The organism is Peribacillus simplex (assembly GCF_030123325.1).
Lineage (GTDB): Bacteria > Bacillota > Bacilli > Bacillales > DSM-1321 > Peribacillus > Peribacillus simplex_D.
Genome location: NZ_CP126106.1, coordinates 1,553,986 through 1,567,404, shown reverse-complemented (window position 1 = coordinate 1,567,404; position 13,419 = coordinate 1,553,986). Strand labels below are relative to the sequence as shown.

At 41.2% G+C, this 13,419-nt stretch carries 15 protein-coding genes; 3 read left to right on the top strand and 12 right to left on the bottom strand.

The window, feature by feature from the left end:
- Window positions 1-2: 2 nt before the first annotated feature.
- The 6 genes from ftsL to QNH43_RS07610 all read right to left on the bottom strand — a co-directional run bounded on the left by ftsL (window position 3) and on the right by QNH43_RS07610 (window position 5,132).
- A complete protein-coding gene (ftsL, locus tag QNH43_RS07635; protein ID WP_076366682.1) occupies window positions 3-359 on the bottom strand; it encodes a cell division protein FtsL in 357 nt (118 codons plus the stop codon).
- A 32-nt stretch (window positions 360-391) separates the two neighbouring features.
- Window positions 392-1,324: a 16S rRNA (cytosine(1402)-N(4))-methyltransferase RsmH gene (gene rsmH / locus QNH43_RS07630; protein WP_034313911.1), complete on the bottom strand. Its 933-nt coding sequence runs from the start codon at window positions 1,322-1,324 to the stop codon at window positions 392-394.
- 52 nt (window positions 1,325-1,376) lie between these two features.
- The gene (mraZ, locus tag QNH43_RS07625) at window positions 1,377-1,808 is read right to left on the bottom strand and encodes a division/cell wall cluster transcriptional repressor MraZ (RefSeq protein WP_034313914.1); all 432 of its coding nucleotides are present in this window, start codon (window positions 1,806-1,808) and stop codon (window positions 1,377-1,379) included.
- A gap of 304 nt (window positions 1,809-2,112) precedes the next feature.
- The gene (gene bshC / locus QNH43_RS07620) at window positions 2,113-3,741 is read right to left on the bottom strand and encodes a bacillithiol biosynthesis cysteine-adding enzyme BshC (protein ID WP_283917365.1); all 1,629 of its coding nucleotides are present in this window, start codon (window positions 3,739-3,741) and stop codon (window positions 2,113-2,115) included.
- A 109-nt stretch (window positions 3,742-3,850) separates the two neighbouring features.
- On the bottom strand, window positions 3,851-4,243 hold the full coding sequence (locus tag QNH43_RS07615) for a DUF3397 domain-containing protein (RefSeq protein ID WP_283917364.1): 393 nt from the start codon (window positions 4,241-4,243) through the stop codon (window positions 3,851-3,853).
- Between the two features lie 4 nt (window positions 4,244-4,247).
- The gene (locus QNH43_RS07610; protein WP_283917363.1) at window positions 4,248-5,132 is read right to left on the bottom strand and encodes a 2-dehydropantoate 2-reductase; all 885 of its coding nucleotides are present in this window, start codon (window positions 5,130-5,132) and stop codon (window positions 4,248-4,250) included.
- 448 nt (window positions 5,133-5,580) lie between these two features.
- Here QNH43_RS07610 and QNH43_RS07605 point away from each other — a divergent pair, with 448 nt between their 5' ends.
- Window positions 5,581-6,069, top strand: a complete 489-nt coding sequence (locus QNH43_RS07605) for an N-acetyltransferase (RefSeq protein ID WP_283917362.1) — start codon at window positions 5,581-5,583, stop codon at window positions 6,067-6,069.
- Window positions 6,070-6,113: 44 nt separating this feature from the next.
- Here QNH43_RS07605 and QNH43_RS07600 read toward each other — a convergent pair whose 3' ends face one another.
- From QNH43_RS07600 to QNH43_RS07585, 4 genes are all read right to left on the bottom strand, one after another.
- Window positions 6,114-6,734, bottom strand: a complete 621-nt coding sequence (locus QNH43_RS07600; protein ID WP_283917361.1) for an RsfA family transcriptional regulator — start codon at window positions 6,732-6,734, stop codon at window positions 6,114-6,116.
- Between the two features lie 78 nt (window positions 6,735-6,812).
- Window positions 6,813-7,577 carry an enoyl-CoA hydratase/isomerase family protein gene (locus QNH43_RS07595; RefSeq protein ID WP_283917360.1) on the bottom strand — a complete coding sequence of 255 codons (765 nt, stop codon included), beginning with the start codon at window positions 7,575-7,577 and terminating at the stop codon, window positions 6,813-6,815.
- A 148-nt stretch (window positions 7,578-7,725) separates the two neighbouring features.
- Window positions 7,726-7,899, bottom strand: coding sequence for a 50S ribosomal protein L32 (gene rpmF / locus QNH43_RS07590; protein WP_034313929.1), 174 nt, complete (start codon window positions 7,897-7,899; stop codon window positions 7,726-7,728).
- 65 nt (window positions 7,900-7,964) lie between these two features.
- Window positions 7,965-8,486: a YceD family protein gene (locus tag QNH43_RS07585; RefSeq protein ID WP_076366694.1), complete on the bottom strand. Its 522-nt coding sequence runs from the start codon at window positions 8,484-8,486 to the stop codon at window positions 7,965-7,967.
- 218 nt (window positions 8,487-8,704) lie between these two features.
- Between QNH43_RS07585 and QNH43_RS07580 the strand changes: the two genes are divergently transcribed.
- The gene (locus tag QNH43_RS07580; RefSeq protein WP_283917359.1) at window positions 8,705-9,910 is read left to right on the top strand and encodes a nucleotidyltransferase; all 1,206 of its coding nucleotides are present in this window, start codon (window positions 8,705-8,707) and stop codon (window positions 9,908-9,910) included.
- Between the two features lie 97 nt (window positions 9,911-10,007).
- Here the strand turns inward: QNH43_RS07580 and QNH43_RS07575 are convergent, their stop codons facing one another.
- Entirely contained in the window at window positions 10,008-11,033 is a 1,026-nt protein-coding gene (locus QNH43_RS07575; RefSeq protein ID WP_283917358.1) for a SepM family pheromone-processing serine protease, read from the bottom strand.
- A complete protein-coding gene (locus QNH43_RS07570; RefSeq protein WP_076366700.1) occupies window positions 11,023-11,820 on the bottom strand; it encodes a patatin-like phospholipase family protein in 798 nt (265 codons plus the stop codon). Before QNH43_RS07570 ends, QNH43_RS07575 begins: the two co-directional genes overlap by 11 nt.
- A gap of 308 nt (window positions 11,821-12,128) precedes the next feature.
- Between QNH43_RS07570 and ylbJ the strand changes: the two genes are divergently transcribed.
- On the top strand, window positions 12,129-13,346 hold the full coding sequence (ylbJ, locus tag QNH43_RS07565) for a sporulation integral membrane protein YlbJ (protein ID WP_283917357.1): 1,218 nt from the start codon (window positions 12,129-12,131) through the stop codon (window positions 13,344-13,346).
- The last annotated feature ends 73 nt before the right edge of the window (window positions 13,347-13,419 follow it).

Sequence of the window (13,419 nt, the reverse complement as noted above, 5' to 3'; positions counted from 1 at the left end):
TATCACTGCACACCCTTCACATTATTCTCATTTAGCTTGAACCCTAGCGCTGCAGCTTTTTTCCAAATTCTTTCGTATGTACTAAGTTCAGCAACCTGCACTTTCAAATCTTCATTCACTTTACCCTGTTTTTCAATCGACGTTTCCACTAGCTGGATCTCTTTATTCGTTTCATAAATGGCCGCTTGATTGGAGACTATCTTCACTCCCATAAAGGTAACCATGATAGCAAGGGCACATAGTAAGAAAACTTCACCAATGGATATCTTCGCTTTACGGATGACCACTGTTTGGTGCGTCTGTTGCTGCTGTTGGTCCTCATATTGCTGTTCTTGTATTTTTTTGGCTATGGAACTCATTCATGTTCCCCCTCTACTGTTTTTTTCTGTGATTATTGCTTTTCGGCGATTCTTAGCTTAGCCGACCGGGAACGATTATTCCCTTCCAATTCTTCTTCTGATGGCAAAATCGGTTTTCTCGTAATTATTTTCATGGTTGGTTTGAATTCATCCGGGATAACTGGAAGTCCAGGCGGAAGGTCCGGCATGCTACTGGCTTTTTTAAATACCGTTTTACAAATTCTATCTTCTAGTGAATGGAATGTAATGACAGATATTCTTCCTTCTTTATCCAAAAGCGATATGGCTTGCTCCAAGGAATCTTCAAAGACACCAAGTTCGTCATTCACAGCGATTCTTATCGCTTGGAACACTCGTTTCGCAGGGTGTCCGCCTTTACGTCTTGCCGGGGCCGGTATCCCATCCTTAATTAACTCCACAAGCTCGAACGTCGTTTCAATCGGTTTTATTTCACGAGCCGCTTCAATTTTCCTCGCAATTTGTTTCGAAAACTTTTCTTCACCATATTGGAAGAAAATTCTCAGCAAATCATGGAATGACCAAGTATTCACGACATCATAGGCAGAAATGGCAGCACTTTGGTCCATCCTCATATCCAAAGGTGCATCATGGTTATAGCTGAAACCACGCTCTGGTGTATCCAATTGTGGGGATGACACACCTAAATCATAAAGGATCCCGTCCACTTTCTCGATTCCCCGGGCATTCAACTCTTCTTTTAAGTATTTAAAATTATTGGGAACAAGAACAATACGTTCGCCATAGCTTTCCAATTTTTCCTTAGCATTCCGAATCGCCGTTTCGTCCTGATCAAAAGCATAAAGCCTACCCTTGTCAGAGAGCTGTGAAAGTAAGTATTCGCTGTGACCGGCTCCTCCTAAAGTACAATCCACATAAATTCCATCAGGTTTGATGTTCAATCCATCAACCGTCTCTTTTAATAACACTGTTGTATGTTGAAACATGCTAGACATCCTTCCAATCGGTTATTGAGTGACCCTATTTCTGGGGGCAGCCTTAAATATCAAAGCCAATCATATTTTCTGCTATCTCAGCGAAAGAATCCTCAGAAGCTGAAAAATAGTTTTCCCAAAGGGATTTGCTCCAAATCTCAATACGATTGGTAACACCAAGAATTACACATTCTTTTTCCAATTGGCCATATGAAGTAAGCGGCGTGGGGATATTAATTCGCCCTTGTTTATCAATTTCGCATTCTGTAGCTGCAGAAAAGAAAAAACGGGTAAAGGCTCGGGCATCTTTTTTTGTTAAAGGCAGGGCTTTCAGCTTTTCTTCAAGCAGCTTCCACTCTTCCATAGGGTAACCAAATAAACATTGATCGAGTCCGCGGGTAAGGACAAATTGCTCCCCGAGATTTTCCCTGAATTTCACTGGGACTATCAAACGGCCCTTTATATCGATGTTATGATGGTACTCTCCCATGAACATACCCAATACCCCCACATTCTAATCTCAATGTACCACATTCCCCCACCTTTCTCCACTTGTTTTTACTTTCTCCTTCCAAGTAAAAATTCCCTTCTTTTCTACTTAAGTTTATTTAGCCAAATTATTCACAGAAACATGCAATTTCCTCGAATGGACTCAGACTAAGACGCAGTCCCACCATTACTGTCGAAGCACTGCCTGACAAGAGCCGAGGAAACAGAAAAAAAGACAGGCGTCAGCACCTGTCTTTTTATCCTATTCAAAATGATGTGTCCGCCACTTTTCCCCAAAACGGATGTTTTTTCTAAATGAAAATCAATTTATGCTGATTATTGAACCGGTATTCCAGTTTCATCATATCCCGTACGAACTCTGGCCCGTATTGATTCAAGTAATAAAACACATTCCAAATCCTCTCCTGGGGCGACCCAAGAGGGTACAGTGAATTTGCGATCCGTTCATATTTTTTCAATATGACCGAATGCCGTTCCTTTGTACGGTCACCGATTTTGCCATACATGAAATTCAATTGCTTTTGAATGAATTCAATGTTTTTGTTCAACATCGGCTCAAGTCCTCTATCTAAAGAAACAGCGTGGGCAAATAGCTTTTCATGGTTCTCTTCAAGCTGTGATTTCAGTGTCCCGAACAGGGTTTCAATCGTCTCATCTTTCACCGAATCAAGGTAACTTTTCACAGCATTAGCGGTTCCTTCAGTCAGAACAGTTTCCAAACTGAGTTCCATTTCTTCAAGGTCGCTATGGATACTGCGCTCTACCAGCGTGATGTTCAACCTAGGAATGATAGGCGGCATCTTCATGGAAAATAACTCAAATGCCTTTTTCAATTCTGCCCAATAAGCAATTTCCCCAGGTCCAGATACGAAAGCCAATACAGGGAAAAGCATTTCCTGCATGAGCGGGCGTGTAATGACATTGTTGCTTAATCGTTCAGGATGATTTTTGGCAATCTGCAAGAGTTCCTCCCCGGTAAATGATACCTCACCGTTTTTCCCGCTGAAACCGCCTTCTACACGTTCGAGTAAACATCGATCTTTTTTTTCTGGATCATAATAAAATAAATTAGCTGCCCGTTTATCCATTTCAATCATTTTTGCATACCCTTTCGCATGCATGAATGATTGCTGTTCTTCGACCATTTCAGCAATCCGTCCACTTTCATTGACCATCGATTCAAAGTATGCCTTCTCAATTCGCCTTAATTCCGGATCTCCGGCATCGACCAGTAAAAGGCCATATTCTTTGAACCATTCATGAATCAGTCTGGCGAAGAAATCGACGAATGTATTCGATTGCTTTATGGTTTCCTTCATATCAATCAGGAGTTTATTCGTAAAGGCCGTTTCGCCATAAGTTTCAATGATTTCCTCAAGCCACTTCTCAGCCTTATCCGTGTCCAGCTCTACATCAGAAACCATTGTTTTATACGGCTGATAGGAAGGATAGTTTTTTTTATCGGGTTTACCGTTTTTCATAACATAAACATGATTGACTTCAGCCAAATCATGATCTTCTCCAGCTATCCAAAAAACTGGAATGACTGGCTGCCCCAGTTCTTTTTCCTGTTCTTCCGCAAGCTTAATGATCGAAATCACTTTATGAATGGTATACAGCGGCCCTGATAATAACCCAGCCTGCTGTCCTCCAATCACAACCACGGAATCATCCCTGCGCAACCTTTCAATATTCCCCTTAACTGCCTCACTGATTGAAAAACGAGACATGTATTGTTGTATGTAGTCCGACAATTCATCACGTAAAAAAGAGCGGTTCATCAATTCATTATATCTATTGAGATAAATGCCAGGCTTAGACAAGTCATAGTGAAAATAATCCTCCGTTTCAAGACGGTTTAGTAAATAGTCCGATGCAAAACGGTTTAAAGATGGTAACGCGAGATCTTTCATCTCCATTTCTGTTCTCCCTTTCTCTGCAACTACAATTCTTTTTAGAGTATAACATTCCGGTTTAAGAAAACAAAAGAAGTTGCCCAGCAGCAGAAAATTGATGCGATGTTCTATGTTATGTAGTCAATATCTTCGTAATACTTGTAATTATTCCAAAGAAAAATAATAGAAGGTAAGCCGCAAAAAAGAAGGCGAAGTTCACTCTCCAAAAACCCTTTAATACCTTATGGAAAATGATTTCTTCTTTTACCTTGTAATGGACAAGGACCACCACGAATGCGTTGATGATCATGATCAGCATGATCACCCAAAGAATTTGCTTATCCCAAATCGTAATGATCAAATAATGGACGGATAATATGAACAGCAGCGTACTCATGTCCATTGCAAATTGAACGGAGCGCCTATGGTTTCCAGTGAATTGTTTTGCACTGATAAAAAAAAGTAAATACCCTACAAAAGGCAAGGTAATAAATATCGCGGCAAGGTTTGAAACTACGTACGTCACATTCTCATCCCCCCTGAGACTCTTTTCCTTTGACCATCTTATATAGAGAAGATGTCAGGCAATCACTTTTCCCTTTACTCTTTGCCTCCGAGAGGATATGACCCAAAATAGCATCAATTTCCGTTTTACGGCCATTTTCTATATCTTTTAGCATTGACGATCGATTTCCTGCAGTTGCCATACAAACGGATTTCACATGTTCAAATGACTCATCCTTATTTTGAACTTCCAAGATACCGGAGATTTCTTCAAAAAGGTCTTGAAATAATTGGTAGTAAAAGGAGTTGGTGATTAAGCCGCCATTTTCTACATCAAGTATCGCCGTTAATGGGTTTATCACTGCATTAACGATAAGCTTTTCGATCAGCATCGAGTGAAAATCCTCACTCTTCGCAAAAGGAAAATGATCGATCCTTTCATTCACTAACGATAGTGGCTCAAGTTCCCCTTTAAAGGAAGCGACCCTTGTAATGCCGTGCCCTGTATGCTCCACGGTATTCCCGTCATGTTTCAATGCCCCATGCTCCACTACCCCCACATATATGGTCGGGGATTGAAGCTGCTTTAAATAAGAAATATGTCCATAGCCATTCTGCAAGAAAAGCAATGGAACCTGAATATTTTTGATCCTAGGCAATATCTGCGGCAAGTGATATTGCTTGACGGCCAATATTAGAAGATCCACATCCGATATCCCATCATCGAGGCCCTTGGAAATGATGCCTGTCAGCAGCCTGCTTTCACCATCAGCAATAAGACGGATTCCATTGCGTTGGATGATGGACGCCTGATCCGCAGTATGAGTATAGAGTGTCACACCATGTTTTTCACTTAAATGAGACGCAAACAGCAGCCCTATGGCCCCTCCCCCAATGATTCCAATTCTCATAATACCCTTCCTTACTTTTTGAAATATATTCACTATTTTATCACATTATCTTTTTTAGCCTGCATCAATTTTCCCATGGTTGGAAATTGTATGAAATTGAACTGCCATTAACAATGGCTCGTTAAAAAAACCGATGGAAAGTATTATTAATACGCCATTGAAGATATATTTTCTTCTTTAAGCGTTAATTTAATGGTATATTAGATACGAAAAGCTTAGCCATTTTGAATACTTTTAGGAACAAAAGATAACTCCAAACTTAACCCACGAGAAATCGAAGGGAAAAGTGCGGGGGATAAAAGGCTTTAAGCATTTAGACAGCTAGGATAAGTCGATGATGTCATAATAGATTTGACCTAAGCTGGAATTCCACATGGTGAAGATCAGTGGATGACTTTCAAAGGGTACTATCGGAAGAGGTTTATCAGAATTAAGGGGGAGCTTTTTTATGGAATACAAGGTGGAACGATTACTTGTAAATTTTAAAACGCTTGAGGAATTCAAAAAATTCAAAGAATACGGAATACAGGAATTGTCAATGCTAGATGATTTAGAGGGTAACATCATCGAAAATGACAGCCAATCACCTTTTTACGGAATCTTTTATGGCGACAAACTTGTAGCCCGCATGAGCCTGTATAAAAGAAGCGCTAAATTTGACCAGTATTTTGACAAGTCTAGGGACTTCCTTGTTCTTTGGAAACTTGAAGTCCTGCCTAACTATCAGAAAAAAGGTTATGGAAGAGCTTTGGTCGAATTCGCCAAAAGCCTGAACATGCCTATCAAAACCAATCCAAGAGTTCATTCACAAGACTTTTGGAAAAAGATGGGTTTTTCTGCTGTTTCCTATGATTTGGACAGGGACCTCGGAGAAAACCCGCTGATTTGGAGCCCATTTGACATACAAGATAATAAAGAAATAGATACACAAGAATAAGGAAGCATCAAGAAAATGCGGGCGGATTTTCCCACCCGCATTTTTTATTTATTGACCCTCTCTAAATTACCATTCTTATCCATTTGGAAGCTCACCTTCGGATTAGTCTTTTCGTCCTCTTGTACACTAAGTTTTCTTGCGCGCTCCATTATCTGCATTAACGCACGGTAATCTTCCTCAACAGCTTTCAGGTTTTCTTTAAGCAATACATTCTCTTCCAATAATCGGACATTTTCCCGTTCAAGAAATAGGGACCGTTCAGAAATCCGTTCTTTTTCCTTATTATCAAGCTGAAAGAATTCATCCATTTTGGTTAAATATAATATAACTTCCTGAAGGGTAATAGATTCTTTATCTTCATGCTCGGGCGTTTTTTCTTCAATCGCGACATGCTCCGCCGCTGCAACCGAATCCCTTTCCATTTCAGGATTATTGACTACCTGTTCCTTCCTTTGTTTTTTCGCCAGCTCTATCCCTGACTTATATTGCTTCCTTACAAATGAATTCCAACGGAACCCACAAGCAGCAGATGTCCTCGATAACTGTTTCCCCACTTCTTCAAACGCCTTTAATTGTGTACTGCCTTCTCGTATATGCCTCAGTACCACTTCAGCCAACAGCAAATCCTCATCATGAGTCCATGCATCTTGTCTCGCAATCGTCATCTCTCTACCTCCCAGCAAGTTTTAATTCATAATATGCACATGCTAGGAAAGATAGAAGATATATAGAGCGTGTAATATTTATTTTTTCTTATTTAAAAAACGATCGACCGCAGCATGATGCTCATCACTCGCCCACAGTTTGGAACATTCCCGGATTTCCGCATCCATTCTTCCTTTAAGCCCGCTACCCTGCCATTTATGGACCAGCAATCGTTTATAGGCCATCAATACCCCTGTCTCATGGCGGAGAAAATCTTCTGCGAACCTTTCCCATCCATCCGTACCTTCTCCGACTATCTCATCTACGAAACCAAATTCCTTTGCTTCCTCAGCTTTATGTATTTTTGCATCCAATAATAGCTTTAGCGCTTTTTGTTCTGGTATTTTTTCAAGTAAAAGTGAAGCTCCGCCCCAGCCTGTCGTTATTCCCAGTGTACCTTGCACAAAACCTAGCTTGACTTCGCTCTTTGCTATTCTGAAATCACAAGCTGTCGCTATTTCGCATCCACCGCCGAAAGCACTTCCATTGATGAGCGCTATTGTTGGTTTTGGGAAAACTGCTAGTTTATACAGAATTTCACCCATTTTCGATAACATAGCAAAGGCCTCTTCTTCTGTGTGCAAATCCTGAAATTCCCTTAAATCCCCGCCTGAACAGAATGCCTCGGAGCCCGCCCCTGTCAGGACTAGCAACTTAACTTCATCATCGTATGCAGCCTCTGACAATATCGACTCAAGTTCGTCCATCAATTGATAATTCACGGCATTCCTTTTCTCCGGTCTATTAAATAGGAGCTTCACGAAACCGCGTTTATCCTTTTCAATTTCAATCACCTGATCCATGTAAACACCTTCTCCAAAATCATCGGTAAACATAGATGATTCAAAATATTCTGCCAAATATATTTGTAAAAAAAGCACAGAGAAAAATCCCTGCGCTTTGATTAGCGTGTTGCATCAAGAAAGCAAAGCTTTCAAGTAGGTCAAGAAATTATTTTGCGACAACTTCTTTTCCTTTATATGTTCCACATTCTTTACAAACGTGATGTGAAAGAGTCATTCCACCACAGCTCGGGCATTCTACCATACCAGGTACTTGAAGCTTGAAGTGCGTACGACGTTTTCTTTTTACAGTTTTCGACGTTCTTCTAAAAGGTACAGCCATTATTCCCACCTCCTTAAAAAATATAAAAAAGCTGGAAAAATCGGATTAACGATTTTTCGTTCCAATCAAGATTCTTTATTGTTGTCAAAAAAGTCGGCAAGCTTTGCAAATCTCGGATCAACCTTATGCTCATTTTCCTCTTCAGAAATAACGGCCCAGTCTTTCCCGGATTGAGGAGCAGCTTCGTTCGAATCGACATCCTCACAAAAAACCTGCATCGGAATTTCTAGCAATAAATTTTCTTTAATTACCGGTATTAGGTCTACAACTTCACCTTCCACAACAGTGACATCATCTCCGTAGAAATCAGTGCCATCTGCCTTTAAAAGAAAGGTTTCCTTTGTATCAATATCAATCGGATATTTAACGTCTACCAGTGTACGGGAGCAAGGTAATGTTAATTCACCTGAAAGATGCAAGTGAAAAGTAATCTCGGTCGAGCTGATATCAGCCCTTCCTGCTACTCTGATCGGAGAAACATCGCGAATTTGCGGGTCTCTTTCTCTAATGTCCAAGACATCCACCAGTTCATCAAACCGTAAATCTTTGTCCCGAATTTTTTGAAGTTGACTAATCGTCCATTTCAATTGAAATCACCTCAAGGCAACAAAAATAATTATAGCTTTCAATTATAAGTTTGTCAATATTTTTTCTTTACACTATAATGTAGTCATCCTAACTGATTGTCTAAGTTTAGGAATCATTTCAAACAAAGAATCCGGACGATTACTTATAGTAATTTTACTTGAAATACTATTTTAGCACTAAGTTGATAAAATACAAAGTTTTTCTCTGAGGTGAACGAATGAAAGCTTGCGGTTTAGTAGTCGAATATAACCCTTTTCACAATGGACATGTTTTACATGCAAGAGAAAGTAGAGAAAAAACAGGTGCGGATGTTGTGGTCGCTGTTATGAGCGGACCCTTCTTGCAGCGTGGCGAGCCCGCTATCGTCAGCAAGTGGACACGTGCCGAAATGGCCTTGAACGGCGGCATAGATCTTGTCATTGAGCTGCCCTACGCTTTCGCGACACAGAAGGCGGAAATATTTGCCAAAGGATCTATTTCCCTTTTGGAATCCCTTGGCTGTGACTCCTTTTGTTTTGGAAGCGAGGATGGCAGAATTGAACCATTCATCACCGCCCACAGAATTCTTTCGGATAATTCCGCTGCATTCGATGCCGCAATCAAATCGGCCATGGATGACGGTAATAGTTATCCGGCCAGCGCTGCCCAGGCTTATCGATCTATCATCAATGGTGATGCCGGATTGGATTTGACAAAGCCAAATAATATTCTTGGAAAGGAATACGTAAGTGCTGCACTTTCAAACGGCTACTCCATTCGCCCTTATACGATTCAAAGGGTCGCTGCCGGATACCATGAAACAAAGTTGTCCAAAGACCCTATTGCCAGTGCAACGGGGATACGTAAAGCCATCCATGAACACAAGGGGTTAAATGCTGTTTCCAATTATATTCCTCAACCGACGATGAATGGTCTTGAGCAATATTTAACCCACTACCATGCCTTGCATGAGTGGGAAATGTATTGGCCCATGTTGAAATACCGAATCCTTTCTTCCTCTTTAGCCGAATTGGCAGGAATATACGAAATTGAGGAAGGCATTGAACACCGGATAAAGGAGATGGCCAAACAATCTTCGAGCTTTTCTGGATTCATGGCAGCCCTGAAGACAAAACGCTACACATGGACACGACTACAACGGATGTGTGTCCATATAATGACTCATACATTAAAGGAACAGGTGATTCACAATGACCAACCAGCCTATATCAGACTTCTTGGCATGAATGGCCGGGGACAAGAATATCTTCGCACTGTAAAAAAAGGCTTACCGCTCCCGCTCATCTCTAAACTTTCGTCCTATCACAAACAGGACATCGATACGGACTTGCGAGCGGCACAGGTATATGCATTGGGTTTGTCCGAACCATATCAAACTGCATTGATGAAACGGGAATATGAATCTCCCATCATTTTCAAATGAAGAATGGTTCAAGCTTGGCCCAACCATCCTTAAGATAAGATTAAAAATCAATAAACAAAAAAAGCGCAAACAGTAGATGACTGCCTGCGCTTTTTTTTCATTTTTCCTTTCCTTTTAGCTTCGTTAAATAGTCTATTGCATCATCAAAGTTGTCCACCGGCACGATCTTCATGTCCGTGTCGATATCCTTTGCTGCAATAAGTGCATCTTCATAATTCGAACCTGCTGCTCCGTTTTCATTAGGGGCAAAGAATATTTCGGCTCCAGACTTATCGGCTGCAACTATTTTCTGTTGAATTCCTCCAATTGGACCGACTGTCCCATCGTCTGACATCGTTCCTGTACCCGCTATGTCATATCCATTTGTTAGATCGCCCTTTGTTAATTGATTATAAATTTCCAATGAAAACATTAAACCAGCCGAAGGACCGCCTATTTGTTCTGAATCTATGGAAATCGCCGGTGTTGTGGTCACTTTTCGATTATCATCAAGCGAAATGCCTATTCCTACCCTATTTGGGTCATTTTTAAAAGGCTGCAAAGAAAGAATGGCCGTTTTCTCCGTCTCTTCCCGCTTATACACTATTTTAACTTCGTCACCAGCCTTCTTTCCGTTAATATAGTTCATGAACTCCTGTGCAGACTTGAATTTAACATCATCGACCTGGATGATTTGATCGCCCGCTTTCAGCTCTTTAGCTGCCGGCATTCCTTTTAGCACGTCCAAAACATATACACCCAGGTACACGTAATCGACTTCTTTTCCTGCTTTTTCATATGCGATCTGAATGGCATTATTTTTAGAACCATCCATTAAGTGCAGCTGCCTGATATTATATTCTTCATCTGTTTCATCTTCGCTTCGAATGGAGGTTTCCGGATAGAGTTCCTGATATTTGCTCCACTTCGCCAGCATGTAGGAATATACATTCGCCCGGCCCATCCTTACAGTGGTTAACATAAAGCTTCCTTTTGCTTCATCTCCTCCGGATACCTCAATGATCGGCTCCAATTCTTTAGCCATTCCTGGTTTTGATACATAAAAAGGTAGGGAATAAAGGGCTGATGCTATGAGAAGTATAGCCACCACCAGGAAAGTGCGTACATACATTTTACGGCTCATCTTCAAAGGACTCCTTCCAAGTAACAATACTCTGCTTAATTTGATCTATCTTTCCTCTTGCCGCTTCTTCTCCAATACTAATTATTTCCTGTACGTTTGTAAATGATTTCGAGCTGTATTTCTCCACCCTGGGGCGTATCATGACGTCTGAAGCAAACTCCCTGCTCTTAACCAGCTCCATTTGCAGGATATCGAGGCTTTGCATGATGACGTCATAGATGGAGTTTATCTCCATATCCTGTTTCACGTGGGCTACATCCACACCAATTATGATGTCTGCTCCCATATCCTTCACGACTGAAACAGGAACCCTGTCAACAACGCCTCCATCAACAAGCAGTCTGTTTCCGATTTTTTCGGGAGTGAAAATGCCGGGAATGGAGATGCTTGCCCTTACAGCTGGTGCTATGGGACCTTCCTGAAAAATGACTTTTTCCCCCGTTTTTATATCAGTGGCGACCACCGCCACAGGAATATCAAGTTCTTCAAATTTCTTGCCATATGTAAATACCCTGATTAAATCCTTTGTCCGTTTACCCGAAATGAAGCCCATTTTAGGTATGGTGAAGTCTAAATAATACTTTCTCTTAAATGCACGGGACAACTTATACAGCCTCTCGATATCCGAACCCGCTCCATAAAAGGCAGCAACCATAGCCCCCATGCTGCTTCCTGCAATCATATCTATCGGAATGCCTTCTTGCTGTAATACCTTTATCACGCCAATATGTGCAAACCCCCTAGCTCCTCCTGACCCAAGTGCAAGCCCGACCTTTGGTTTCGACAAAGATATCCCTCCCGCTGTAACTAGTTCAAAATATTGAAATAACACTCATTCAAAGTTATGGTCTTAAACGGATTTATAGAAGCATATTATTTATATTGACAGTGAAACAAGCATGGCGGATATAACCTATGTAGCCAATAAAGTGAGGTCTTCATTGAAAATTCCATTGAGCGGATCATCCTCATTTATACATGTCGGTACCATCCAAATTCCATCATGCGCTTACTTCTCGAGAAAAGGAAGTTCATATTTTATTATATACGAAACGAACTGCCCTTATTTAGAAACCTTCAAGAGGAGGCTGAATTTTGCTAAAATCAAAATCTAAAACAGTACTGTTAGCTACCTCCGTCACGATGATGGCAGTTGGCTTGATCATCTTCCCCCAAGAATCCTTTGAAGCTTCCAAAGGCGGACTGAATATTTGGTGGACAATTGTTTTCCCTTCGCTTCTACCTTTCCTGATTCTCTCGGAGTTATTAATCAGTTTTGGTGTTGTCAGGTTCATTGGCGTCATGCTCGAACCATTCATGCGTCCCTTATTCCGTGTACCCGGAGTGGGCGGTTTCGTTTGGGCGATGGGACTTGCATCAGGTTTTCCAGCTGGGGCGAAATTCACTGTAAGGCTTCGTCAGGAAGAACAATTGACCCGCATCGAAGCTGAAAGACTCGTTTGTTTTACTAATTCATCCAATCCATTGTTCCTGTTCGTTGCCGTTGCCGTTGGGTTTTTCCACAATCCTCATTTAGGTATCATCCTTGCACTTTCCCACTACCTAGGAAATTTTTGTGTAGGCATCATCATGCGTTTTTACCGTTGGAAGGAAGAAAAATCCCATACAAATGTAATGGCCAAGCTCCCCTCCATAAGACAAGCCTTTAGCCAAATGCATCGAACCAGAATAAAAGAAACAAGACCATTCGGCAGTTTACTTGGAGATGCGGTACTCTCATCCATTCAAACCCTATTAATGATCGGGGGGTTCATCATTCTCTTTTCGGTGGTGAACAAACTTTTATTTCATATGAACATTACCGGATTGCTGGCATCGGGGGTAGGAGGGATATTACATATTTTCAAATTCCCCGATTCCTTAAGCCTCCCCTTCATATCAGGAATGTTTGAAATGACTCTTGGTTCAAAATTAACCAGTACTGTCGAAGATGCGACACTTTTTCAGCAAACTGTGATGACAAGTTTCATCTTAGCTTTCAACGGTTTCAGCATTCAAGCGCAAGTTGCCAGCATCATTGCCGCAACAGACATTCGTTTCACTCCCTTTTTCCTGGCAAGGATAGCACATGGCCTACTGGCATCCATGATTACCATCTTACTTTGGGAACCATTATATAAAGGCAATATGTACAGCGGCAGCCCGATAAATGCATTCCCAGTCAGCGGTTCCGGTGAACATGCGAATTCCCTATATCAGAACATGCTTGATTTCGGCCCCATTCTAACACTCGTATTTTTGATCCTATACATCATCATATTTACCAAAAGGCTATTTAAAGGCCTTTCGTAAACCCGAAAAAAGAGCATTGCGCGTTTGCAATGCTCTCAGACTGTAGACAAACTCGATACTATTAATGATTGGC

Excerpts from the sequence above, each read along its gene's own strand:
- mraZ (WP_034313914.1), bottom strand. The coding sequence starts at position 1,808 with ATGTTCATGGGAGAGTACCATCATAACATCGATATAAAGGGCCGTTTG.
- QNH43_RS07600 (WP_283917361.1), bottom strand. The coding sequence starts at position 6,734 with ATGACGATTGCGAGACAAGATGCATGGACTCATGATGAGGATTTGCTG.
- rsmH (WP_034313911.1), bottom strand. The coding sequence starts at position 1,324 with ATGTTTCAACATACAACAGTGTTATTAAAAGAGACGGTTGATGGATTG.
- QNH43_RS07580 (WP_283917359.1), top strand. The coding sequence starts at position 8,705 with ATGAAAGCTTGCGGTTTAGTAGTCGAATATAACCCTTTTCACAATGGA.
- QNH43_RS07575 (WP_283917358.1), bottom strand. The coding sequence starts at position 11,033 with ATGAGCCGTAAAATGTATGTACGCACTTTCCTGGTGGTGGCTATACTT.
- rpmF (WP_034313929.1), bottom strand. The coding sequence starts at position 7,899 with ATGGCTGTACCTTTTAGAAGAACGTCGAAAACTGTAAAAAGAAAACGT.
- QNH43_RS07595 (WP_283917360.1), bottom strand. The coding sequence starts at position 7,577 with ATGGATCAGGTGATTGAAATTGAAAAGGATAAACGCGGTTTCGTGAAG.
- QNH43_RS07605 (WP_283917362.1), top strand. The coding sequence starts at position 5,581 with ATGGAATACAAGGTGGAACGATTACTTGTAAATTTTAAAACGCTTGAG.
- QNH43_RS07610 (WP_283917363.1), bottom strand. The coding sequence starts at position 5,132 with ATGAGAATTGGAATCATTGGGGGAGGGGCCATAGGGCTGCTGTTTGCG.
- ftsL (WP_076366682.1), bottom strand. The coding sequence starts at position 359 with ATGAGTTCCATAGCCAAAAAAATACAAGAACAGCAATATGAGGACCAA.
- bshC (WP_283917365.1), bottom strand. The coding sequence starts at position 3,741 with ATGGAGATGAAAGATCTCGCGTTACCATCTTTAAACCGTTTTGCATCG.